This is a genomic window from Klebsiella sp. BIGb0138, assembly GCF_004342285.1.
Classification (GTDB): Bacteria; Pseudomonadota; Gammaproteobacteria; order Enterobacterales; family Enterobacteriaceae; genus Klebsiella.
The window spans coordinates 87037-109598 of sequence record NZ_SMCV01000015.1 but is presented as its reverse complement, the minus strand read 5'-3'; the positions used below and the strand labels follow the sequence as shown (position 1 = coordinate 109598).

Annotated in this window: 39 protein-coding genes; 6 read left to right on the top strand and 33 right to left on the bottom strand. The window is 52.0% G+C overall.

Features of this window, described 5'->3' with window-relative positions; all coding sequences use genetic code 11:
* Nucleotides 1–419 precede the first annotated feature (419 nt).
* Nucleotides 420–974, top strand: a complete 555-nt coding sequence (locus tag EDF73_RS25070; protein WP_132731676.1) for a gamma carbonic anhydrase family protein — start codon at nt 420–422, stop codon at nt 972–974.
* Here EDF73_RS25070 and EDF73_RS25065 read toward each other — a convergent pair.
* Genes EDF73_RS25065 through dprA form a run of 6 tightly spaced genes read right to left on the bottom strand, consistent with a single transcriptional unit; the run spans nt 950 to nt 4741 of the window.
* Nucleotides 950–1207, bottom strand: a complete 258-nt coding sequence (locus tag EDF73_RS25065) for a DUF1488 domain-containing protein (RefSeq protein WP_132731675.1) — start codon at nt 1205–1207, stop codon at nt 950–952. The two genes, EDF73_RS25070 and EDF73_RS25065, sit on opposite strands and share 25 nt — an antisense overlap.
* On the bottom strand, nt 1204–2022 hold the full coding sequence (gene aroE / locus EDF73_RS25060) for a shikimate dehydrogenase (protein ID WP_132731674.1): 819 nt from the start codon (nt 2020–2022) through the stop codon (nt 1204–1206). Before aroE ends, EDF73_RS25065 begins: the two co-directional genes overlap by 4 nt.
* 3 nt (nt 2023–2025) lie before the next feature.
* Nucleotides 2026–2598: an L-threonylcarbamoyladenylate synthase type 1 TsaC gene (tsaC, locus tag EDF73_RS25055; protein ID WP_132731673.1), complete on the bottom strand. Its 573-nt coding sequence runs from the start codon at nt 2596–2598 to the stop codon at nt 2026–2028.
* A complete protein-coding gene (locus EDF73_RS25050; RefSeq protein ID WP_132731672.1) occupies nt 2591–3145 on the bottom strand; it encodes a type I DNA topoisomerase in 555 nt (184 codons plus the stop codon). Before EDF73_RS25050 ends, tsaC begins: the two co-directional genes overlap by 8 nt.
* 26 nt (nt 3146–3171) lie before the next feature.
* Nucleotides 3172–3645 (bottom strand): DUF494 family protein Smg, encoded by a 474-nt coding sequence (smg, locus tag EDF73_RS25045; protein ID WP_100686337.1) that lies wholly within the window; start codon nt 3643–3645, stop codon nt 3172–3174.
* On the bottom strand, nt 3617–4741 hold the full coding sequence (gene dprA / locus EDF73_RS25040; protein ID WP_132731671.1) for a DNA-protecting protein DprA: 1125 nt from the start codon (nt 4739–4741) through the stop codon (nt 3617–3619). Before dprA ends, smg begins: the two co-directional genes overlap by 29 nt.
* 129 nt (nt 4742–4870) lie before the next feature.
* Here dprA and def point away from each other — a divergent pair, with 129 nt between their 5' ends.
* The 5 genes from def (at nt 4871) to mscL (ending at nt 9638) form a co-directional block, all read left to right on the top strand.
* A complete protein-coding gene (def, locus tag EDF73_RS25035; RefSeq protein ID WP_132731670.1) occupies nt 4871–5380 on the top strand; it encodes a peptide deformylase in 510 nt (169 codons plus the stop codon).
* A gap of 14 nt (nt 5381–5394) precedes the next feature.
* A complete protein-coding gene (gene fmt / locus EDF73_RS25030) occupies nt 5395–6342 on the top strand; it encodes a methionyl-tRNA formyltransferase (RefSeq protein ID WP_132731669.1) in 948 nt (315 codons plus the stop codon).
* A 52-nt stretch (nt 6343–6394) separates the two neighbouring features.
* Entirely contained in the window at nt 6395–7690 is a 1296-nt protein-coding gene (gene rsmB / locus EDF73_RS25025) for a 16S rRNA (cytosine(967)-C(5))-methyltransferase RsmB (protein WP_132731668.1), read from the top strand.
* A gap of 13 nt (nt 7691–7703) precedes the next feature.
* Nucleotides 7704–9080, top strand: a complete 1377-nt coding sequence (trkA, locus tag EDF73_RS25020; protein WP_132731667.1) for a Trk system potassium transporter TrkA — start codon at nt 7704–7706, stop codon at nt 9078–9080.
* Between the two features lie 144 nt (nt 9081–9224).
* Nucleotides 9225–9638 carry a large-conductance mechanosensitive channel protein MscL gene (mscL, locus tag EDF73_RS25015; protein ID WP_132731666.1) on the top strand — a complete coding sequence of 138 codons (414 nt, stop codon included), beginning with the start codon at nt 9225–9227 and terminating at the stop codon, nt 9636–9638.
* Here mscL and EDF73_RS25010 read toward each other — a convergent pair whose 3' ends face one another.
* From EDF73_RS25010 to rplB, 27 genes are all read right to left on the bottom strand, one after another.
* Nucleotides 9639–9854: an alternative ribosome-rescue factor A gene (locus EDF73_RS25010; protein WP_132731665.1), complete on the bottom strand. Its 216-nt coding sequence runs from the start codon at nt 9852–9854 to the stop codon at nt 9639–9641.
* Nucleotides 9855–9911: 57 nt separating this feature from the next.
* Complete coding sequence (gene zntR / locus EDF73_RS25005) at nt 9912–10337, bottom strand: Zn(2+)-responsive transcriptional regulator (RefSeq protein ID WP_132731664.1); 426 nt, start codon at nt 10335–10337, stop codon at nt 9912–9914.
* A gap of 2 nt (nt 10338–10339) precedes the next feature.
* The gene (locus EDF73_RS25000) at nt 10340–10708 is read right to left on the bottom strand and encodes a DUF1992 domain-containing protein (protein ID WP_132731663.1); all 369 of its coding nucleotides are present in this window, start codon (nt 10706–10708) and stop codon (nt 10340–10342) included.
* A 107-nt stretch (nt 10709–10815) separates the two neighbouring features.
* Complete coding sequence (gene rplQ, locus EDF73_RS24995; RefSeq protein ID WP_004868344.1) at nt 10816–11202, bottom strand: 50S ribosomal protein L17; 387 nt, start codon at nt 11200–11202, stop codon at nt 10816–10818.
* A gap of 40 nt (nt 11203–11242) precedes the next feature.
* A complete protein-coding gene (gene rpoA, locus EDF73_RS24990; RefSeq protein WP_002919219.1) occupies nt 11243–12232 on the bottom strand; it encodes a DNA-directed RNA polymerase subunit alpha in 990 nt (329 codons plus the stop codon).
* Between the two features lie 25 nt (nt 12233–12257).
* Nucleotides 12258–12878 carry a 30S ribosomal protein S4 gene (gene rpsD / locus EDF73_RS24985; RefSeq protein WP_004868345.1) on the bottom strand — a complete coding sequence of 207 codons (621 nt, stop codon included), beginning with the start codon at nt 12876–12878 and terminating at the stop codon, nt 12258–12260.
* 33 nt (nt 12879–12911) lie between these two features.
* Complete coding sequence (gene rpsK, locus EDF73_RS24980; RefSeq protein ID WP_004138423.1) at nt 12912–13301, bottom strand: 30S ribosomal protein S11; 390 nt, start codon at nt 13299–13301, stop codon at nt 12912–12914.
* Nucleotides 13302–13317: 16 nt separating this feature from the next.
* On the bottom strand, nt 13318–13674 hold the full coding sequence (gene rpsM, locus EDF73_RS24975) for a 30S ribosomal protein S13 (RefSeq protein ID WP_004868349.1): 357 nt from the start codon (nt 13672–13674) through the stop codon (nt 13318–13320).
* Nucleotides 13675–13820: 146 nt separating this feature from the next.
* Nucleotides 13821–13937, bottom strand: a complete 117-nt coding sequence (rpmJ, locus tag EDF73_RS24970) for a 50S ribosomal protein L36 (RefSeq protein ID WP_000868187.1) — start codon at nt 13935–13937, stop codon at nt 13821–13823.
* 31 nt (nt 13938–13968) lie between these two features.
* Nucleotides 13969–15300 carry a preprotein translocase subunit SecY gene (secY, locus tag EDF73_RS24965; protein ID WP_132731662.1) on the bottom strand — a complete coding sequence of 444 codons (1332 nt, stop codon included), beginning with the start codon at nt 15298–15300 and terminating at the stop codon, nt 13969–13971.
* Nucleotides 15301–15307: 7 nt separating this feature from the next.
* Entirely contained in the window at nt 15308–15742 is a 435-nt protein-coding gene (gene rplO / locus EDF73_RS24960; RefSeq protein WP_004868352.1) for a 50S ribosomal protein L15, read from the bottom strand.
* Between the two features lie 3 nt (nt 15743–15745).
* Nucleotides 15746–15925: a 50S ribosomal protein L30 gene (rpmD, locus tag EDF73_RS24955; protein WP_001140434.1), complete on the bottom strand. Its 180-nt coding sequence runs from the start codon at nt 15923–15925 to the stop codon at nt 15746–15748.
* A gap of 3 nt (nt 15926–15928) precedes the next feature.
* Nucleotides 15929–16432, bottom strand: a complete 504-nt coding sequence (gene rpsE / locus EDF73_RS24950) for a 30S ribosomal protein S5 (protein WP_004106339.1) — start codon at nt 16430–16432, stop codon at nt 15929–15931.
* 14 nt (nt 16433–16446) lie between these two features.
* Entirely contained in the window at nt 16447–16800 is a 354-nt protein-coding gene (gene rplR / locus EDF73_RS24945) for a 50S ribosomal protein L18 (RefSeq protein WP_000358960.1), read from the bottom strand.
* Between the two features lie 9 nt (nt 16801–16809).
* The gene (gene rplF / locus EDF73_RS24940; protein ID WP_041142965.1) at nt 16810–17343 is read right to left on the bottom strand and encodes a 50S ribosomal protein L6; all 534 of its coding nucleotides are present in this window, start codon (nt 17341–17343) and stop codon (nt 16810–16812) included.
* Between the two features lie 12 nt (nt 17344–17355).
* Nucleotides 17356–17748 carry a 30S ribosomal protein S8 gene (rpsH, locus tag EDF73_RS24935; protein WP_004106343.1) on the bottom strand — a complete coding sequence of 131 codons (393 nt, stop codon included), beginning with the start codon at nt 17746–17748 and terminating at the stop codon, nt 17356–17358.
* A gap of 33 nt (nt 17749–17781) precedes the next feature.
* Nucleotides 17782–18087, bottom strand: a complete 306-nt coding sequence (rpsN, locus tag EDF73_RS24930; protein WP_002919667.1) for a 30S ribosomal protein S14 — start codon at nt 18085–18087, stop codon at nt 17782–17784.
* Between the two features lie 14 nt (nt 18088–18101).
* A complete protein-coding gene (rplE, locus tag EDF73_RS24925; RefSeq protein WP_001096202.1) occupies nt 18102–18641 on the bottom strand; it encodes a 50S ribosomal protein L5 in 540 nt (179 codons plus the stop codon).
* A 14-nt stretch (nt 18642–18655) separates the two neighbouring features.
* Nucleotides 18656–18970, bottom strand: a complete 315-nt coding sequence (gene rplX / locus EDF73_RS24920) for a 50S ribosomal protein L24 (protein WP_004106345.1) — start codon at nt 18968–18970, stop codon at nt 18656–18658.
* Between the two features lie 10 nt (nt 18971–18980).
* Nucleotides 18981–19352 (bottom strand): 50S ribosomal protein L14, encoded by a 372-nt coding sequence (rplN, locus tag EDF73_RS24915; RefSeq protein ID WP_002919748.1) that lies wholly within the window; start codon nt 19350–19352, stop codon nt 18981–18983.
* Nucleotides 19353–19513: 161 nt separating this feature from the next.
* On the bottom strand, nt 19514–19768 hold the full coding sequence (gene rpsQ / locus EDF73_RS24910) for a 30S ribosomal protein S17 (RefSeq protein WP_004868357.1): 255 nt from the start codon (nt 19766–19768) through the stop codon (nt 19514–19516).
* Nucleotides 19768–19959 (bottom strand): 50S ribosomal protein L29, encoded by a 192-nt coding sequence (rpmC, locus tag EDF73_RS24905; protein ID WP_004868359.1) that lies wholly within the window; start codon nt 19957–19959, stop codon nt 19768–19770. Before rpmC ends, rpsQ begins: the two co-directional genes overlap by 1 nt.
* On the bottom strand, nt 19959–20369 hold the full coding sequence (rplP, locus tag EDF73_RS24900; RefSeq protein ID WP_002919759.1) for a 50S ribosomal protein L16: 411 nt from the start codon (nt 20367–20369) through the stop codon (nt 19959–19961). The genes rpmC and rplP overlap by 1 nt, the downstream gene beginning before the upstream one ends.
* 12 nt (nt 20370–20381) lie before the next feature.
* Nucleotides 20382–21080, bottom strand: coding sequence for a 30S ribosomal protein S3 (gene rpsC / locus EDF73_RS24895; RefSeq protein ID WP_002919766.1), 699 nt, complete (start codon nt 21078–21080; stop codon nt 20382–20384).
* A gap of 17 nt (nt 21081–21097) precedes the next feature.
* Nucleotides 21098–21430, bottom strand: a complete 333-nt coding sequence (gene rplV / locus EDF73_RS24890) for a 50S ribosomal protein L22 (protein WP_002919773.1) — start codon at nt 21428–21430, stop codon at nt 21098–21100.
* A 14-nt stretch (nt 21431–21444) separates the two neighbouring features.
* Complete coding sequence (gene rpsS / locus EDF73_RS24885; protein WP_001138115.1) at nt 21445–21723, bottom strand: 30S ribosomal protein S19; 279 nt, start codon at nt 21721–21723, stop codon at nt 21445–21447.
* 16 nt (nt 21724–21739) lie between these two features.
* Entirely contained in the window at nt 21740–22561 is an 822-nt protein-coding gene (gene rplB / locus EDF73_RS24880) for a 50S ribosomal protein L2 (RefSeq protein ID WP_002919786.1), read from the bottom strand.
* Nucleotide 22562 lies beyond the last annotated feature (1 nt).

Here is a 22562-nt window from a genome sequence, read left to right as displayed (position 1 = left end):
AGAGACTTGGTATTCATTTTTCGTCCGAAGACGTTAAGAATCCATGTCACTTTGAGTGCCCACACAGATTGTCTGATAAATTGTTAAAGAGCAGTTGCGACGCGCTTTAGCGCTCTGTCGCGAGGTGGCGTATATTACGCTTTCCTCTTGCAGAGTCAACCCTGAATTTCAGGATTTTTTCTCTGCCGACCCGGCTTACTCTGTGAACTCGTTCACATGTGCCGTGTCAGTGGGAGCGCATTATAGGGATCCCAGTTTTTTGCACAAGCCTTTTATCGATCTTTTTTTTCAAGTGATGGTTTTTCACCCTTTTCGTCGCGTTATTGTCCAGTTTGCTCAATTTTCACCACAATAAAGGGTTGCAGATGGCGGAAAAAGCCACCAAAGTCTTCGTACAACTCCGGTTTATTGAGGTAATCATGTCCGCCAATTTACGTCCTTATAAAGATTTATTCCCACAAACAGGCCTGCGGGTGATGATCGATGCCACCAGCGTGGCAATCGGCGATGTCAGAATGGCTGATGATGTCAGTATCTGGCCACTGGTCGCCATTCGCGGCGATGTTAACTATGTGGAAATCGGTGCCCGTACCAATATTCAGGACGGTAGCGTTCTGCACGTTACGCATAAATCTGCTTATAACCCGCAAGGCAATCCACTGATCGTTGGCAACGATGTCACCGTCGGTCATAAGGTGATGCTGCATGGCTGCACTATCGGCGATCGGGTGCTGGTAGGGATGGGTTCCATTTTGCTGGATGGCGTAGTGGTAGAAGATGATGTCATGATTGGCGCCGGCAGCCTTGTACCGCAGAACAAGCGGCTGGAAAGCGGCTATCTCTATTTTGGCAACCCGGTTAAGCAAATCCGCCCCCTGACGGAAGCGGAGCGGGCGGGACTGCTCTATTCAGCAAACAACTATGTGCAATGGAAAAACGATTATCTGGCTCAGGAGAACCAAACCCAGCCTTGATCGTCCTCCTGCTGCTCGCGGATCAATTCGTCAGCCTCTTCTTCCAGATCCCAGCGATGCTCGCGAAACACGGCCAGCCACTGCGTGGGATCTTCCCCCCCAAAGCGCTGGCCTAATATTTCACCTTTGATAGCGCAGGTGAGTTGCATACCATTAACCAGCACCGGGAAGGTGACGCATTGCCGCCCGGCATCCCACTCTTCACGGTCAGGAAACTGAATGGCCTGATTCACGTATTCAGTTCCTTGTGCAACGCATGAATCACCGGCGCAATATCCGGCAGAACGCCATGCCACAGCAGCACCGCGTGGGCAGCCTGGGCCACCAGCATCCCTAACCCATCAGCACACATTTTAGCTCCGTGCTCCTGGCACCAGCTCAAAAACGGCGTATTGCCCTTCTGATAAAACATGTCATAGCAATAGACATGCGGGCCGATTAAAGGGGACGGGATGGCCGGCACTTCACCACCAATACCGCTGGAGGTCGCATTAATAATGAGATCGAACTCGAGCCCGGCCAGCGACGCCATTTCCACGGCACAAACGCTACCGGTATGGGCAAACAGCGTTGCCAGCTGATGCGCACGGGAGCTGGTGCGGTTGACGATAGTGACCGCGCAATCCAGCGATAAAAGCGGCAGCAACACGCCGCGCGATGCGCCACCGGCGCCAATAAGCAATACCCGGCAACCCGGTTTAATAAAACCAAGCCGCTCCAGATCGCTCAGTAGCCCAATACCATCGGTATTGTCCCCCAGCAAACGCCCGTCTTCCAGCCGCTTGAGAGTATTGACCGCCCCCGCCAACGCCGCTCGTTCGGTCAGTTCATCCGCGCGGGAAAACGCCTCTTCCTTGAACGGGACGGTAACGTTGGCCCCCTTTCCCCCTTCAGCAAAGAAAGTATTCAGCGTACTGGTAAATTCATCCAGCGGTGCCAGTATGCGCCCATACGGGTGTGTAATTTGCAACTGCTGCGCAAAGTGCTGGTGAATAGCGGGGGACTTACTGTGGGCGATCGGGTTTCCGAAGACTGCGTAGGTTTCCATAACTTATCCCTGGCGAAAGAGTTCGCCCGTCAGGGCATCGCGAATTTCAGACGGGTTTTGACGACCGCCCGTTGCACCATCGACCACCGGGAAACCGGCGCCGAACTGAGCCTGCACTTCGGCAGTAGTACGGCAAGGTGGCTGGCCGGACAGATTCGCGCTGGTTGAGACCAGCGGTTTACCATAGGCCTTGCACAGTTCAACCACCAGCGGATGATCGCTCACGCGAACCGCCAGGGAGTCAAAGCGCCCGGTCAACCAGCGCGGCGTCGTGGCGCGAGCCGGGAAGACAAAGGTCACCGGCCCCGGCCAGCAGGAGAAAATTACGGCTCGTTGTTCATCGCTGAGCTGCGAATCATCAATATAGGGTGTCAGCTGTTCAAAGCTGGCGGCGATCAGAATCAGTCCCTTATCAACGGGGCGCTGTTTGAGCTCAAGCAGGCGCATAACCGCCGTTTCGCTGTCAGGATCGCAGCCAACGCCAAAAACGGCTTCCGTCGGATAGGCGATGACATGTTCATTATGCAAAACCGCCACGGCATGGGCGACGGTTTCTGAGTGCAGGTTATTATTCACTGATTTGTTCCGCCGGGATCGGCTTTCCACATTGTTTACTGGCACAGAAGCGTCTGACGCCCTGCGCCGTTTTCTTTTCGATTAATAGCGGATAATGGCATTCCGGGCATTCACCCGCTACCGGTGTGAAGTTGATAACGAACTGGCAATCGGGGTAACGATCGCAGGAATGAAAGGTTTTTCCGAAACGGGAACGGCGCTGGACCAGCTGCCCCTGGCCACACTGCGGACACGCAATCGCCGTTTCATCGGGCTTATCAATAGTTTCAGTATGTTCACATTCCGGATAACGGCTACAGCCAATGAACATACCAAAGCGCCCCTGGCGTAGCACCATTACAGCGCCGCAGGACGGGCACTCTTGCCCCTCCAGCACTTTTACGATATGTCCGTCCGCCTGACTTTTCAGAGGACGGACATAGTCACAGTCCGGATAGTGGGAGCAGCCGAGAAACGGCCCGTGTTTCCCGGAGCGGATTACCAGTTCAGCCCCGCACTGCGGGCAGGGCTCGTTTTTACGCACCGAAAACAGTGCTGATTTGGTCATAACAACTCGATGTTGCTGCAATAAGATTAATGCAGCATACCTTCATTTACTTCGAAGAGTAATTCTTCCATTTGCTGATAGGCATTTTCGCAGCCTGGAATATTAAACAGTACCATCAGGATCACCCATTTCAGGTCCTCCAGATCGAATTCTGCTGTATCCAGCGCCAGCACGCGCTCAATCACCATTTCTCGCGTTTCGAGGTTCAACACCTGAATTTGCTCGAGGAATAGCAAAAATCCTCGGCAACTGGCATCCAGACGCAGGCACTCTTCTTCGGTGTAAATCCGCAAAGAGAGCGGGTCAGAAGCAAGCTGCATGGGTGCGACGAGACCTTCCTGATAATCAGCCAGTTTCTCGAGCCACATCAGCGCATTATAGATATCTTCCCGATCGAATCCTGCATCGGTCAGATCCCGGGTCAGTCGATCCTGATCCACACGCATTTCTGCTTCGTTTTGGATGTAAGTCTCAAACAAATACATCAGTACGTCGAACATGGCTTGCCCTCCTTAATCGGACATAGCCGCCGGGTACAGCTGCGATCCAGCCTGCTAACTCCAGTTCAAGTAGCTGAGCTACGGTCACTGGCACAGATTGGCCGGCACGTTCAGCGACAACGTCAACAGGTGTTACCTCATCTCCTACGTTAGCCAGGAGCTCTGGAAATGGCAATGCTACAGGAGGCTGATCCATGCAATTATTTCTGTTGTCAGGCACATCCGGGAGCCATCTCAGCACCTGCTGACAATATTCAACGATATCTTCCGCGGAAGTGACGGGAATGGCGCCTTGCTTCATTAACCAATGTGGCCCCTCGGAACCAGGACTCCCCACGGGTCCAGGCAGTGCAAAAACGTCTCGTCCTTGATCCAATGCGCAGCGTACGGTCACCAGCGAGCCGCTTTTCAACGCCGCCTCGATCACCAGCACCCCCATGCTGAGCCCGCTGATGATCCGGTTACGACGCGGGAAGTTCCCCGGCAGAGGAGAGGCGGCCAGAGGGAACTCAGAAAGCAATGCGCCTCCGCTCTCCACGATCTGTTGTGCTAATGCGGTATGGCGACGCGGATAAACCGAGCCCAGTCCATTCCCGAGCACGGCAACGGTTTTCCCGTTTGCCTCAAGCGCCCCCCGGTGAGCGACGCCATCAATACCGATCGCCAGACCGCTGGTAATTGTTATACCGTGATGTGCCAGGATGGCGCTGAACTGTTTACCCCAATGTGCCCCATACCAGGAATGTGAACGGCTGCCGACAATAGCCAGCTGCACACTGCTCAGAACAGCCAAATCCCCGCGAACCAGCAGCGCGCCAGGATAATCGCTAATCGCGCGCAGCTGCGGGGGATAGCGGGAGTCATCCGCCAGCAGCAGATGGTGTTCAGGCTGCTCCAGCCACACTAATGTCGAATCGATATCATGTTGGCTGCAGCTCAGAAATTGCGTCGCCTGCGCCACACTCAGCCCGCAGGTACGCAACATTTCACTATCAAGCGCAGGGGCTGTACACATCCGCCGGGCAGCCATCACCATATTGTCGCCGTACAGGTTATTCACCATCATCAGGCGCAGCCAAATCTCTGTGGGCGTCATCCTTATCCCCCTGCCATAAGCGGCTTTGACAATCTTTGCGATTGGACAGCGAGACTGTCAATTGCAGGGGGTTTTGTCTAGAATAGAGGTAATAATCTTATCAACTCCTGAATACGACTCTGGATCTTTATGGCAGTTTTGCAAGTGTTACATATCCCGGACGAGCGCCTTCGCAAAGTCGCTGAACCGGTTAAAGAAGTGAATGCGGAAATTCAGCGTATCGTCGATGATATGTTCGAGACGATGTACGCCGAAGAAGGTATTGGTCTGGCTGCAACGCAGGTGGATATCCATCAGCGCATTATCGTCATCGATGTTTCCGAAAACCGTGAACAGCAGCTGGTATTAATTAACCCGGAACTGTTGGAAAAAGACGGTGAGACGGGCATTGAAGAGGGCTGCTTATCCATTCCGGAACAGCGTGCGCTGGTGCCGCGTGCTGAAACCGTGAAGATTCGCGCATTGAATCGTGAAGGACAGTCCTTTGAGCTGGCAGCTGATGGCCTTCTGGCTATCTGCATCCAGCATGAAATGGATCACCTGGTAGGCAAACTATTTATCGATTATCTGTCGCCGCTGAAACAACAGCGTATTCGCCAGAAAGTTGAAAAACTGGATCGTTTGCGTACGCGTGCCTGAGGACAAGGACTAACGTGCCACAATCACTACGTATTATCTTTGCGGGAACCCCCGATTTTGCAGCGCGTCATCTTGATGCGCTGTTGTCGTCCGAGCACCAGGTGGTTGGCGTGTTTACTCAGCCCGATCGCCCTGCCGGTCGCGGCAAAAAGCTGATGCCCAGCCCGGTCAAAGTCCTCGCAGAAGCTCATAATTTGCCGGTATTCCAGCCCGCATCTTTGCGCCCGCAGGAAAACCAGCAGCTGGTTGCCTCGCTTAATGCCGATGTCATGGTCGTCGTGGCCTATGGGCTCATTCTGCCAGAGGCGGTTCTCGATATGCCGCGTCAGGGTTGCATCAACGTCCACGGTTCTTTGTTGCCCCGCTGGCGTGGTGCTGCGCCGATTCAGCGTTCACTCTGGGCGGGTGATGCCGAAACCGGCGTCACCATCATGCAGATGGATGTCGGTCTGGATACCGGTGATATGCTGTATAAACTCTCCTGCCCCATCACTTCGGAAGATACCAGCGCCAGTCTGTATGACAAACTGGCCGCTCTCGGCCCACAAGGGTTGCTGGAAACCCTGGCCCAGGTAGCAAGCGGGGTCGCTCAGCCTGAAGTCCAGGATGAAGCCTTAGCCACTTATGCTGAGAAGCTCAGTAAAGAAGAAGCCCGTCTCGACTGGTCACTTTCCGCAGCACAGCTTGAGCGCTGCATCCGGGCGTTCAACCCATGGCCAATGAGCTGGCTGGAAATTGATCAACAACCGGTGAAAGTCTGGCAGGCATCCGTCATCGCCGACACCAGCAGCGCTGAGCCTGGCACAATTGTCGCCGCCGGCAAGCAAGGTATCCAGGTTGCAACCGGCAATGGCATTCTGAACCTGGAATCGCTGCAGCCTGCGGGTAAAAAAGCGATGAGCGCTCAGGATCTGCTAAATTCTCGTCGGGAGTGGTTTATCCCCGGTAACCGTCTTTCCTGACGGTCGTCACTTCTAAAGCCCGGATTTACCGGGCATTTTTATTTTTGCGGTTATGAAAAAAAATCTTAATTTACGCAGTCTGGCGGCGCAAGCCGTTGAGCAGGTTGTCGAACAAGGACAGTCACTCAGCAACGTTCTTCCGCCGTTACAGCAAAAAGTGGGTGAAAAGGACAAAGCGCTGCTGCAGGAACTTTGCTTTGGCGTCCTGCGTACTCTTAGCCAACTGGAATGGCTGGTTAACAAGCTGATGGCTCGCCCGATGGCCGGCAAACAGCGCACCATTCACTATTTGATTATGGTGGGATTTTATCAGCTGCTGTACACCCGCATTCCCCCCCATGCCGCGCTGGCTGAGACCGTGGAAGGCGCGGTAGCCATCAAGCGCCCGCAGCTGAAAGGGCTGATCAACGGTGTTTTACGTCAGTTTCAGCGTCAGCAGGAAACATTGCTGGCTGAATTTGCCCAAAGCGACAGCCGTTTTCTCCATCCGGCATGGCTGCTCAAGCGTCTGCAGAAATCCTGGCCACAGCAATGGCAGGCGATTGTGGAAGCTAATAACCAGCGTCCACCGATGTGGCTGCGGGTTAACCGTCATCACCATTCGCGCGATGAGTGGCTTAAGCTGCTGGCAGAGGCCGGTTTACAAGGTTTTGCCCATCCTGATTATCCCGATGCTGTTCGCCTGGCAACGCCAGCGCCCGTTCATGCATTACCCGGTTTCGACCAGGGCTGGGTCACTGTACAGGATGCGTCAGCCCAGGGCTGCATGCGCTATCTGACACCGGAAAACGGAGAGAGAATCCTCGATCTTTGTGCCGCCCCCGGGGGCAAAACGACGCATATTCTGGAAGTCGCACCGCAGGCGAGCGTGCTGGCGGTAGATATTGATGAGCAGCGCCTGTCCCGCGTCTACGATAATCTGAAACGCCTCGGCATGAAGGCGCAGGTTAAACAAGGCGATGGCCGCTATCCAGCCCAATGGTGCGAGGATGAACAATTCGACCGGATTCTGCTCGATGCTCCCTGCTCGGCGACCGGAGTTATCCGTCGTCACCCGGATATTAAATGGTTACGACGCGATCGCGATATCGCTGAACTGGCCCAGCTACAGGCGGAGATTCTCGATGCAATATGGTCACACCTGAAACCTGGCGGAACCCTGGTCTATGCGACCTGTTCCATCCTCCCGGAAGAAAACAGCCAGCAGATTGCCGCCTTCCTGAAGCGGACGCCTGATGCGGAACTCAGCACCACCGGCTCGCCTGAACAACCCGGCGTGCAAAATTTGCCTGGGGCAGAAGAAGGTGATGGCTTCTTTTACGCTAAGCTGATCAAACATCGGAAATAATGGATCACAGCTGATGAAGATTATTATTCTGGGCGCCGGACAGGTAGGCGGAACTCTCGCGGAAAACCTCGTCGGAGAGAACAACGACATCACCTTAGTCGACACCAATGGTGACCGCCTGCGCAGCCTGCAGGATAAATTTGACCTTCGTGTGGTCCAGGGACACGGTTCTCATCCCCGTGTTCTACGCGAAGCCGGTGCCGATGATGCGGATATGCTGGTGGCGGTAACCAGTTCAGATGAAACCAATATGGTGGCCTGCCAGGTCGCCTATTCTCTGTTTAATACGCCTAATCGTATCGCCCGCATTCGTTCTCCGGACTACGTACGTGACGCCGAAAAACTGTTCCATTCAGAAGCGGTGCCTATCGACCATCTGATTGCACCGGAACAGTTAGTTATCGACAGTATCTACCGGCTTATTGAGTACCCTGGCGCACTGCAGGTGGTTAACTTTGCCGAGGGGAAAGTCAGCCTGGCGGTCGTGAAAGCTTACTATGGCGGCCCCCTGGTCGGTAATGCGCTCTCGACAATGCGCGAGCATATGCCGCATATCGATACCCGCGTAGCCGCTATTTTCCGTCACGACAGGCCTATTCGCCCGCAGGGTTCAACGATTGTTGAAGCCGGGGACGAAGTGTTCTTTATTGCCGCCTCGCAGCACATCCGTGCCGTAATGAGCGAACTGCAACGTCTCGAAAAACCCTATAAACGCATCATGCTGGTTGGCGGTGGAAACATCGGCGCGGGGCTCGCCCATCGGCTGGAGAAGGATTACAGCGTTAAGCTTATCGAGCGCGATCAACAACGTGCCGCTGAGCTGGCCGAGAAACTGCAAAATACCATCGTCTTTTATGGTGACGCCTCGGATCAGGAGTTACTGGCGGAAGAGCATATCGATCAAGTCGATCTGTTCATTGCCGTCACTAACGATGACGAAGCGAACATCATGTCCGCCATGCTAGCCAAGCGAATGGGCGCCAAAAAAGTGATGGTGTTGATTCAGCGGAAAGCGTATGTCGATCTGGTTCAGGGGAGTGTTATTGATATTGCGATCTCGCCTCAGCAAGCCACCATTTCTGCGCTGCTCAGCCATGTGCGTAAAGCCGATATTGTTGGCGTCTCTTCCCTGCGCCGCGGGGTAGCGGAGGCCATCGAAGCGGTTGCCCACGGCGATGAGAGTACCTCGAGGGTAGTGGGCCGCTCGATCGATGAGATCAAGCTGCCACCTGGGACGATCATTGGCGCCGTCGTGCGTGGCAATGATGTGATGATCGCCAATAATAATCTGCGTATCGAACAGGGCGATCATGTCATTATGTTTTTGACCGACAAAAAATTTATATCCGACGTCGAACGTCTTTTCCAGCCGAGTCCTTTCTTCCTGTAATTGCTTTCGGGCGCCTATATGGCGCCCATTTTCATTACCCTTTATTTATCAATGGATAATATTTTTTAGCAATTATTCAACAGCAATGGAAAATAGAAATACATTTGATAAACTTATCCTGTCAGCTGGTTCAAGGAGAGTAGAATGAGTATTTTAAAAGAGTTTCGCGACTTCGCGATGCGCGGGAATGTTGTTGATTTGGCAGTGGGTGTCATCATTGGTGCGGCTTTCGGTAAAATTGTATCGTCTTTAGTTGCCGATATTATTATGCCGCCGCTTGGTCTGCTCATTGGCGGAATTGATTTTAAATCGTTCGCCTTCACCTTACGCGATGCCCAGGGCGATGTCCCGGCTGTCGTGATGCACTACGGGGTATTTATTCAGAACGTCTTTGATTTCGTGATCGTGGCATTTGCCATTTTCATGGCCATCAAACTGATGAATAACCTGAACCGTAAAAAGCAGGAGGCCCCAGCTGAGCCGCCGGCGCCGACGAAAGAAGAAGTGCTGTTAAGTGAGATTCGTGACCTGTTGAAAGAACAGAATAACCGTTCTTAATCAAACGACAGAAAGCAGAAAGCCAGTGGTAAAAAAGTGAATCACTCTTTTGCCACTGGCCTCCCGGTCATTCCGACCTGCATGTTTATCTTTACGCTGGTAGCTTCCTTTCCCCTTCCGATTTTTCTCAACTCTTTGTCTGAATAACGGGTCATGCAACAGTGCTTCGATGGCATTATCTTTTATTTGCCCTTTCGTATGCTGATAGCGACTCATCGTTTCTCCTGGTAGTAAATGAAATCGACGCGAGTGTAGATCCGCGCGGTGAAAAAATCAACGCCCTGTAGCGCCACTGCTGGCCCCCTGTTCAAGCGCCTCGAGAATAGAGCAATACACGCTGCTGTGAGCGCTGCCGCAACATGCATCGTTGAGTCTTTGTAAGGAGCGCCGCATCGTCTGTAATTCTTTAATCCGCGCTTCAACTTCACTCAGCCGCGCCTGTACGATGCCTTTTGATTCCTGGCAGGTATGATGTTCAGGATCGACACGGATCGAAAGCAGTTCGCGGATCGCTTCCAGAGTAAAGCCCAACTGCCGGGCATAGCGGATAAAACGCAGGCGCTGAAGATCGTTATCGGTATAGAGGCGAAATCCCCCTTCGGTACGCACGTCATGAGCCATCATCTGCTGCTTTTCATAGTAGCGGATGGTATCAGGCGTTACATCAGCAAGCTTCGCCAGTTCACCAATACGGTACATGCTTACTCCTTATCAATCTTAGTGTGAAGCCTGTCGGCATATTCGCCGCGCAGAAAGTCGGTATTAAGTCCGGCCTGACGCAGCTTGAGCTCAAGCAGGGCAAGTCGACGGCTAAGTTCGGCGTATTGTGGGTCATCTGGACGCACGGCTTTAAGTAAATCAACCAGCGCCACCGCTTCTTTACGCTGCTCAAGTTCGGGAGGTAAACAGCCGGCGTTTTTGAGCAACCGATAGCCGGCGCGTAATTCAGGCGGTATATTGAGGTCGTCATCCAACGTTAGCGGTTCGCCGCGGCCAGGAAGATCGTCGAAATCGCCTTTGCTTTGGGCATCAAGGATATGGCGTTCTGCCCACTGATCCAGTAACCACATAATACGCCTCCGGGAATGAACAAAAAGAATACAGATATTGTAGTGAAGCAGGGATAACGAGGATATAAAAAAACCCGCCGAGGCGGGTTTTTTTACGTTACTACAGATTACTCTGCAGCAGCTTCTGCTTTCAGCTCAGCACGATCAACCAGCTCGATGTATGCCATCGGCGCGTTGTCGCCTGCACGGAAGCCACACTTCAGAATGCGAGTGTAACCACCGGCGCGGCTCGCGAAACGCGGGCCCAGCTCGTTAAACAGTTTTGCCACGATCTCGTTATCACGAGTACGGGCGAATGCCAGACGACGATTAGCTACGCTATCAGTCTTGGCAAGAGTAATCAGCGGCTCAACTACGCGACGCAGTTCTTTCGCTTTCGGCAGGGTCGTCTTGATGATTTCATGACGAACCAGCGAACCAGCCATGTTACGGAACATAGCCTGGCGATGGCTGCTGTTGCGGTTCAGTTGACGACCACTCTTACGATGGCGCATGACCTTATCCTTCTCAGTAAAACCTTAACCTGTGATCCGGTTACTCGTCAGCAATGCTTGCCGGTGGCCAGTTTTCCAGGCGCATGCCCAGAGACAGACCACGTGAAGCCAGCACGTCTTTAATCTCAGTAAGAGATTTTTTACCCAGGTTCGGCGTTTTCAGCAACTCAACCTCGGTACGCTGTACCAGATCACCGATATAGTGGATAGCTTCTGCCTTGAGGCAGTTAGCAGAGCGGACAGTCAATTCGAGATCGTCAACAGGGCGCAGCAGGATCGGATCGAATTCTGGTTTCTCTTCTTTCACTTCCGGCTGACGTACATCACGTAAGTCAACGAAAGCTTCCAGTTGTTCTGCCAGGATGGTAGCCGCACGACGAATCGCCTCTTCAGGATCGATTGTGCCGTTGGTTTCCATTTCGATGACCAGCTTGTCCAGGTCGGTACGCTGTTCTACACGCGCTGCTTCAACATTGTAGGCAATACGCTCTACCGGGCTGTAGCATGCGTCGACCAGCAGACGGCCGATTGGGCGCTCATCTTCTTCCGAATGAATTCGGGCAGAAGCCGGCACATAACCGCGACCGCGCTGAACTTTGATACGCATGCTAATCGCAGCGTTCTCATCGGTCAGGTGGCAGATCACATGTTGCGGCTTGACGATTTCGACATCACCGTCATGGGTAATGTCGGCTGCGGTCACAGGGCCAATGCCAGATTTATTCAAAGTAAGGATAACTTCATCTTTACCCTGAACTCTCACCGCAAGCCCTTTCAGGTTGAGCAGGATTTCAAGGATATCTTCCTGAACGCCTTCTTTGGTGCTGTACTCGTGCAGTACACCATCAATCTCAACCTCGGTCACCGCGCAACCCGGCATCGATGAGAGCAGAATACGGCGCAGTGCGTTACCCAGAGTATGGCCAAAGCCACGCTCTAAAGGCTCAAGGGTCACCTTGGCGTGCGTCGAACTCACTTGCTCGATATCGACCAGGCGCGGTTTTAGAAACTCTGTCACAGAACCCTGCATTGTGTCCTCTCTTTGGTACTAAGCTTTACTTGGAGTAAAGCTCGACGATCAGGTGTTCGTTAATGTCCGCAGACAGATCAGAACGTTCCGGCTGACGCTTGAACGTACCTTCCATCTTGCCAGCATCAACTTCCAGCCAGGTTGGCTTTTCACGCTGCTCAGCCAGCTCCAGAGCGGCTTTCACGCGAGATTGCTTTTTCGCTTTCTCACGAATGCTAACAACGTCGTTCGCTTTAACCTGATAAGAAGCAATGTTAACAACACGACCGTTTACCATGATAGCTTTGTGGCTAACCAGCTGACGTGATTCAGCACGAGTCGCGCCGAAGCCCATACGGTATACAACGTTGTCCAGACGGCCTTCCAGCAGAGCCAACAGGTTTTCACCGGTGTTGCCTTTCAGACGAGCTGCTTCTTTATAGTAGTTACGGAACTGACGCTCCAGCACACCGTACATACGGCGAACTTTTTGCTTTTCACGCAACTGCACACCATAGTCAGACAGACGCGGCTTACGCGCACCGTGCTGGCCAGGAGCTTGTTCAATTTTACACTTGGTATCGATCGCGCGAACGCCAGACTTAAGGAACAGGTCTGTGCCCTCACGACGGCTCAGCTTGAGCTTAGGACCCAAATATCTTGCCATTTTCTTTCTCCAACAATCCTAGAAACGAACGCGTTATACGCGACGTTTTTTCGGCGGACGACAACCGTTATGAGGGATCGGAGTCACATCAGTAATATTAGTGATGCGGAAACCAGCGGCGTTCAGTGCACGAATGGTAGATTCGCGACCCGGACCCGGACCTTTGACCATAACTTCCAGATTCTTGATGCCGTATTCTTTTACGGCTTCAGCGCAACGCTCTGCTGCAACCTGAGCTGCGAACGGAGTGGATTTGCGAGAACCACGGAAACCGGAACCACCGGCTGTTGCCCAACCCAGTGCGTTACCCTGACGATCGGTAATGGTAACGATGGTGTTGTTAAAAGAAGCATGGACATGAGCCACGCCATCAGAGACTTGTTTTCTTACACGCTTACGTGCACGAACTGGTGCCTTTGCCATTATTCAATCACCCCGATTATTTCTTGATCGGTTTACGCGGACCCTTACGGGTACGTGCGTTGGTCTTAGTACGCTGACCGCGAACCGGAAGACCACGACGATGGCGTAAACCACGATAGCAACCAAGGTCCATCAGACGCTTGATGCTCAGGGTGATTTCACGGCGCAGATCACCTTCAACGACAAATTTACCTACTGCTTCACGCAGGGATTCAATTTGTTCTTCAGACAGCTCACTGATCTTAACATTTTCAGCGATACCCGTGTCAGCACAGATGGCTTTAGAACGGGTCTTGCCGATACCGAAAATAGCAGTTAACGCGATTACGGTATGTTTCTGATCAGGAATGTTAATGCCTGCTATACGGGCCACTATGCACTCCTACTATTTAATATGTACGCACCATGCTGAAAAGCCCGTTTTCAGGATACTCAAATGGAAACGTACAGACATACAAAAGATTGGCTGGCTAATCTAGCCAGCTCAATCCAACTTTGCAAGAAAAATATGCGAAAAAATCAGCCTTGGCGCTGTTTATGCTTTGGCTCGGCACTGCAAATCACGCGGATGACGCCATCACGCTTAACGATTTTGCAGTTACGGCATAATTTCTTGACGGAAGCACGAACTTTCATTTTTACTCTCCGTAACTTCTCGGGCGACCAATTATCGGCCGTAGCCTTTCAGGTTCGCCTTCTTCAATGCAGACTCGTACTGACTTGACATCATCAGAGTTTGCACTTGAGCCATAAAGTCCATAATCACAACGACAACAATAAGCAGCGAGGTTCCACCAAAGTAGAACGGCACTTTCATTGCATCACGCATGAACTCCGGGATCAGGCAGATAAAGGTAATGTATAACGCACCAACCAAAGTCAGGCGAGTCATTACTTTATCGATATACTTCGCCGTTTGCTCTCCCGGACGAATTCCTGGTACAAATGCACCGGACTTCTTCAGGTTATCTGCTGTTTCACGTGGGTTGAAAACCAACGCCGTATAGAAGAAACAGAAGAAGATGATTGCAGACGCATAGAGTAACACATAAAGCGGTTGCCCAGGCTGCAAATACAGCGAAATTGTTGTCAGCCAGTTCCAACCGGTACCGCCCCCGAACCATGACGCGATGGTCGCTGGGAACAGAATAATACTGGAAGCGAAGATTGCCGGGATGACCCCTGCCATATTCACTTTCAGCGGTAAATGTGTGCTCTGTGCAGCATAGACGCGACGACCCTGTTGACGCTTAGCGTAGTTCACCACAATGCGGCGTTGACCACGTTCAACGAATACAACAAAGAAAGTCACGGCAAATACTAATACTGCAACCAACAGCAACAGGAGGAAGTGCAGGTCGCCTTGACGCGCTTGCTCGATAGTGTGGGCGATGGCTGGCGGGAGACCCGCAACGATACCAGCGAAGATAATGATCGAGATACCGTTACCGATACCACGTTCAGTAATCTGTTCGCCGAGCCACATCAGGAACATGGTTCCTGTGACCAGACTTACAACAGCGGTGAAATAGAATGCAAAGCCTGGATTCATCACCAGGCCCTGCATACCAGGCATATTCGGCAGACCGGTAGCAATACCGATCGACTGGAATATCGCCAGCACCAGAGTACCGTAGCGGGTGTACTGGCTGATCTTACGACGACCAGACTCCCCTTCTTTCTTCAGCTCTGCTAACGGCTGATAAACAACCGTCAGCAGCTGGACTATGATCGATGCCGAAATATACGGCATGATACCCAAAGCAAAGATAGAAGCACGGCTGAGAGCACCACCAGAGAACATGTTGAACATTTCAATGATGGTGCCTCGCTGTTGCTCAAGCAGTTTGGCAAGTACAGCGGCATCAATACCAGGGATCGGAATAAAAGAACCAATACGGAACACAATCAGCGCACCGATAACAAACAGAAGTCTGCGTTTCAGTTCGCCAAGTCCACCTTTGGCACTTTGAAAATCTAATCCCGGTTGCTTAGCCATCTGCTACTTATTCCTCAATTTTACCGCCAGCAGCTTCGATAGCAGCACGAGCACCTTTAGTCACGCGCAGGCCACGAACAGTTACCGGACGAGCTACCTCGCCAGAAAGGATCACTTTCGCGAACTCAATCTGAATACCGATAATGTTAGCTGCTTTCAGCGTGTTCAGGTCGACTACATCGCCTTCTACGTGGGCCAGATCAGACAGACGAACTTCTGCAGTGATCATAGCTTTACGAGAAGTGAAGCCGAATTTCGGCAGACGACGGTACAGAGGCATCTGACCACCTTCGAAACCGCGACGTACGCCACCGCCAGAACGAGAGTTCTGACCTTTGTGACCACGACCACCGGTTTTACCGAGGCCAGAACCGATACCACGACCCAGGCGTTTACCCGCCTTTTTGGAGCCTTCGGCCGGAGACAGAGTATTTAAACGCATCTCTTACTCCTCAACTTTAACCATAAAGGAAACCGCGTTGACCATACCACGAACGGCAGGAGTATCCTCGCGTTCTACGGTGTGACCAATACGACGCAGACCCAGGCCAAGCAGCGTTGCCTTGTGTTTCGGCAGACGACCGATTGCACTGCGGGTTTGAGTAATTTTAATAGTCTTTGCCATGGTTTATTTCCCCAGAATTTCTTCAACGGATTTACCACGCTTGGCAGCGACCATTTCTGGAGAATTCATATTTTCCAGGCCATCAATAGTTGCACGAACCACGTTGATCGGGTTGGTGGAACCATATGCTTTAGCCAGAACGTTATGAACTCCAGCAACTTCCAGAACGGCGCGCATTGCACCACCGGCGATGATACCGGTACCTTCGGAAGCTGGCTGCATGAATACACGAGAACCCGTGTGAACACCTTTAACCGGGTGCTGCAGGGTGCCGTGGTTCAGCGCGACGTTAATCATATTGCGACGGGCTTTTTCCATCGCTTTCTGGATCGCTGCTGGAACTTCACGCGCTTTACCGTAACCAAAACCTACGCGGCCATTACCGTCGCCAACTACAGTCAGAGCTGTGAAGGAGAAAATACGACCACCTTTAACGGTTTTAGATACGCGGTTAACCGCGATCAGCTTTTCCTGCAGTTCGCCAGCTTGTTTTTCGATGTGAGCCATCTTACACCTCTACCTTAGAACTGAAGGCCAGCTTCACGGGCAGCATCTGCCAGTGCCTGGACACGACCATGATATTGGAACCCGGAACGGTCAAAGGAAACATCTTTGATGCCTTTTTCCAGAGCGCGTTCAGCAACAGCTTTACCCACAGCTGCAGCCGCGTCTTTGTTACCGGTGTACTTCAGTTGTTCAGCGATAGCTTTTTCTACAGTAGAAGCAGCTACCAGAACTTCAGAACCGTTTGGTGCAATGACCTGTGCGTAAATATGACGCGGGGTACGATGTACAACCAGGCGAGTTGCACCCAGCTCCTGGAGCTTGCGGCGTGCGCGGGTCGCACGACGGATACGAGCAGATTTCTTATCCATAGTGTTACCTTACTTCTTCTTAGCCTCTTTGGTACGCACGACTTCGTCGGCGTAACGAACACCCTTGCCTTTATAAGGCTCAGGACGACGGTAGGCGCGCAGATCTGCTGCAACCTGACCGATCACCTGCTTATCAGCGCCTTTCAGCACGATTTCAGTTTGAGTCGGGCATTCTGCAGTGATACCGGCCGGCAGCTTATGCTCAACAGGATGAGAGAAACCTAAAGCCAGGTTTACTACATCCCCTTTGACCGCTGCACGATAACCTACACCAACCAGCTGAAGCTTTTTAGTGAAGCCTTCGGTAACACCGATAACTACTGAGTTAAGCAGGGCACGCGCGGTACCAGCCTGAGCCCAACCGTCTGCGAAACCATCACGCGGACCGAAGGTCAGTGCATTATCTGCATGTTTAACTTCAACAGCATCGTTGAGAGTACGAGTCAGCTCGCCATTCTTACCTTTGATCGTAATAACCTGACCGTTGATTTTTACATCAACGCCGGCAGGAACAACGACCGGTGCTTTAGCAACACGAGACATTTTTTCCTCCGATTAGGCTACGTAGCAGATAATTTCGCCACCAAGACCAGCCTGGCGCGCTGCACGATCAGTCATAACACCTTTAGAGGTAGAAATAACTGCGATACCCAGACCCGCCATAACTTTAGGCAGCTCATCTTTACGTTTGTAGATGCGCAGACCTGGGCGGCTGACACGCTGAATGCTTTCTACAACAGCTTTACCCTGGAAATACTTAAGAGTCAGTTCCAGTTCCGGCTTGATGTCGCCTTCAACTTTAAAATCTTCAATAAAGCCTTCTTCCTTCAGCACGTTGGCAATTGCCACTTTCAGCTTGGAGGAAGGCATGGTGACCGCAGCTTTATTCGCGGCCTGACCGTTACGGATACGGGTCAGCATATCCGCGATCGGATCTTGCATGCTCATCTGTCTTTACTCCCGTGATTCAATTGGTGACAATTACCAGCTAGCCTTTTTCAGACCCGGGATTTCACCGCGCATGGCGGCTTCACGGACCTTGATACGGCTCAACCCGAACTTCCGCAGGAAACCATGCGGACGACCTGTTTGACGGCAGCGGTTACGCTGACGAGACGGGCTGGAATCACGCGGCAGAGTCTGCAGCTTGAGAACAGCATTCCAACGATCTTCGTCGGTTGCGTTCACATCAGAGATGATAGCTTTCAGTTCAGCGCGTTTAGCGAAGAATTTATCAGCTAAAGCCACGCGCTTTACTTCGCGTGCTTTCATTGATTGCTTAGCCATTAAGTAACCCTACCTTACTTGCGGAACGGGAAGTCAAAGGCAGCCAGCAGAGCGCGGCCTTCTTCATCAGATTTCGCAGTAGTGGTAATGGTAATATCCAAACCACGAACGCGGTCGACTTTATCGTAGTCGATTTCTGGGAAGATGATCTGCTCACGGACACCCATGCTGTAGTTACCACGACCGTCGAAAGACTTGGCGGACAAGCCACGGAAGTCACGGATACGCGGTACAGCAATAGTGATCAGGCGCTCAAAGAACTCCCACATGCGTTCGCCACGCAGAGTTACTTTACAGCCGATCGGATAGCCCTGACGGATTTTGAAGCCTGCAACTGATTTGCGTGCTTTGGTGATCAACGGCTTTTGACCGGAGATTGCTGTCAGGTCAGCTGCTGCGTTATCCAGCAGTTTCTTGTCAGCGATCGCTTCACCAACACCCATGTTCAGGGTGATCTTCTCGACCCGAGGGACTTGCATGACAGAATTGTAGTTAAACTCAGTCATGAGTTTCTTAACTACTTCGTCTTTGTAGTAATCATGCAGTTTCGCCATCGTACTACTCCAAATTACTTGATAGTTTCGCTGTTAGACTTGAAGAAACGGACTTTTTTGCCGTCTTCGAATCTAAAGCCTACACGGTCAGCCTTGCCGGTTGCCGCATTGAAGATTGCAACGTTAGAAACCTGAATAGCAGCTTCTTTTTCAACGATGCCGCCTGGTTGGTTCAGAGCCGGAACCGGCTTCTGGTGTTTCTTAACCAGGTTGATACCTTCAACAATGAGCTTGCCGGAAGACAAGACATTCTTAACTTTACCGCGTTTACCTTTATCTTTACCGGTTAACACGATAACTTCGTCATCACGACGGATTTTCGCTGCCATGATTCGCTCCTTAGAGTACTTCTGGTGCCAGAGAGATAATTTTCATGAACTTCTCGGTACGAAGCTCACGAGTTACCGGCCCAAAAATACGCGTACCGATGGGCTGCTCGCTGTTATTGTTCAGAATAACGCATGCATTACCATCGAAGCGAATGACAGAACCGTCCGGGCGACGAACACCCTTCTTGGTGCGCACCACTACCGCCTTCAGCACATCACCTTTTTTGACCTTACCACGCGGAATTGCTTCCTTGATGGTGATCTTGATGATGTCGCCTACGCCTGCGTAGCGACGGTGCGAGCCACCCAGAACCTTGATACACATTACGCGACGTGCACCGGAGTTGTCGGCGACGTTCAGCATAGTCTGTTCTTGGATCATTTTAGTGCTCCGCTAATGTCAACTACTACTGAGACCCAAAATCGGGCCGTTAAAAATCCCCATATCGAGGGCGCGGCATTATAACACCGGAAATCGGATATGGGTAGAAAAAATAAACGGCTCATCGCTGAGCCGTTTATTCGTTGAGAATGCAGGCTCTATTACAGAACCGCTTTCTCTACAACGCGAACCAGCGTCCAGGACTTAGTCTTGGACAGCGGACGGCATTCGTGGATTTCGACCACGTCACCGATACCGCATTCGTTGTTCTCGTCATGTACGTGCAGTTTGGTCGTACGCTTGATGAATTTACCGTAGATCGGGTGTTTCACAAAACGTTCGATAGCAACAACGATGGATTTCTCCATTTTATTGCTAACTACGCGACCTTGCAGAGTACGGATTTTATCGGTCATTACGCACCCGCCTTCTCAGTCAGTAAAGTCTTAACGCGTGCAACATCGCGACGCACTTGCTTCAGCAGATGAGTCTGTTGCAGCTGGCCACTCGCAGCCTGCATACGCAGGTTGAACTGCTCACGCAGCAGGTTCAGCAGCTCAGCGTTCAGCTCTTCAACGCTTTTTTCACGCAGCTCTTTTGCTTTCATTACATCACCGTCTTAGTTACAAAGGTGGTTTTGATAGGCAGTTTCGCTGCTGCCAGGCCGAAGGCTTCACGGGCCAGCTCTTCCGGTACGCCGTCCATTTCATAAAGGACTTTACCCGGCTGAATCAAGGCAACCCAGTACTCCACGTTACCTTTACCTTTACCCATACGAACTTCCAGCGGCTTCTCGGTGATCGGTTTGTCCGGGAATACACGGATCCAGATCTTACCTTGACGCTTAACTGCACGGGTCATAGCACGACGTGCTGCTTCGATCTGACGTGCAGTCAGACGACCACGGCCAACAGCTTTCAGACCGAAAGTGCCGAAGCTAACATCCGTACCCTGCGCCAGACCACGGTTGCGGCCTTTGTGCACTTTACGGAATTTTGTACGCTTTGGTTGTAACATCAGCGACGCTCCTTATTTACGGCCTTTACGCTGCTGCTTTTTAGGTTGAGCAGCCGGTTCCGGTTGTTCAACAGCAGCCATACCACCCAGGATCTCGCCTTTGAAGATCCATACCTTAACGCCGATTACACCGTAAGTGGTGTGCGCTTCAGAGGTGTTGTAGTCGATGTCAGCACGCAGAGTGTGCAGCGGTACGCGACCTTCACGGTACCATTCGGTACGTGCGATTTCCGCGCCGCCCAGACGGCCGCTAACTTCAACTTTAATACCTTTAGCGCCCAGACGCATTGCGTTCTGTACAGCACGCTTCATCGCACGACGGAACATAACGCGACGTTCCAGCTGAGAAGTGATGCTGTCAGCAACCAATTTAGCGTCCAGTTCTGGCTTACGAACTTCGGCGATATTGATCTGTGCAGGAACGCCAGCGATATCCGCGACGACCTTGCGCAGTTTTTCTACGTCTTCACCTTTCTTACCGATAACGATGCCCGGGCGAGCAGTGTGAATGGTCACACGGATGCTCTTAGCCGGACGCTCGATAACGATACGAGATACGGACGCTTTAGCCAGTTCTTTAGTCAGGAACTGACGTACTTTAAAATCGCTGTCCAGGTTGTCAGCGAATTCTTTGGTGTTCGCGAACCAGGTAGAGTTCCATGGTTTGACAATACCCAGGCGAATACCATTAGGATGTACTTTCTGACCCATTGCTAGTCTCCAGAGTCTCAGCGATCGGACACAACCACAGTGATGTGGCTGGTGCGCTTCAGGATGCGATCTGCACGACCTTTCGCACGCGGCATAATGCGCTTCATGCTCGGGCCTTCGTCTACGAAAATTTTCGCAACTTTCAGATCGTCAATGTCAGCGCCATCGTTGTGTTCAGCGTTAGCAATGGCAGATTCCAGTACCTTCTTGACCAGTACAGCAGCTTTCTTGTTGGTGTAGGTCAGAATATCCAGGGCCTGCGACACTTTCTTACCGCGAATCAGGTCAGCGACAAGGCGAACCTTCTGAGCAGAAGAACGAGCATGGCGATGTTGAGCTAAAGTTTCCATCTCTTCCTCCTACCTTATTTCTTCTTCGCTTTTTTATCAGCAGCGTGGCCGCGATAAGTACGAGTCGGTGCGAATTCACCCAGTTTGTGACCAACCATTTCGTCGGAAACAAAAACTGGAACGTGCTGACGACCATTATGGACAGCGATGGTCAAACCGATCATGTTAGGAAAGATCGTTGAACGACGGGACCAAGTGCGCAGGGGCTTCTTGTCTCCGCTTTCCACCGCTTTCTCTACCTTCTTCAGCAAGTGCAGGTCAATAAAAGGACCTTTCTTGAGAGAACGTGGCATGGCTTATCCTCTAAAATTATTTGCTACGGCGACGTACGATGAATTTATCAGTACGCTTGTTGCTGCGGGTCTTCTTACCTTTGGTCTGCAGGCCCCACGGGGATACCGGGTGCTTACCAAAGTTACGACCTTCACCACCACCATGTGGGTGGTCGACTGGGTTCATCGCAGTACCGCGAACGGTAGGACGAACACCACGCCAGCGTGCAGCACCTGCTTTACCCAGTACGCGCAGCATATGCTCAGCATTGCCAACTTCGCCCAGAGTAGCGCGGCAGTCTGCTTCGACTTTACGCATTTCACCAGAACGCAGACGCAGGGTGACATAAGCACCGTCACGAGCAACGATCTGAACGTAAGTACCAGCGGAACGAGCCAGCTGACCGCCTTTACCTGGTTTCATTTCTACGTTGTGAACGGTAGAACCAACCGGGATATTGCGCATCGGCAGGGTGTTGCCTGCTTTGATTGCAGCATCAACGCCAGACTGAATCTGGTCGCCAGCTTTCAGGCCTTTAGGGGCCAGGATGTAACGGCGCTCGCCATCTTTGTACAGAACCAGCGCGATGTTCGCGGAACGGTTCGGATCGTACTCAAGACGCTCAACAACTGCCGGGATACCATCTTTGTTGCGTTTGAAGTCAACAATACGGTAAGCCTGCTTGTGGCCACCACCGATATGACGGGTGGTGATACGGCCATTGTTGTTACGACCACCGGATTTGCTGTTTTTTTCCAGCAACGGAGCAAAAGGTTTGCCCTTGTGCAGCTCAGGGTTAACCACTTTAACAACGTGGCGACGACCCGGAGATGTCGGTTTACATTTAACAACTGCCATT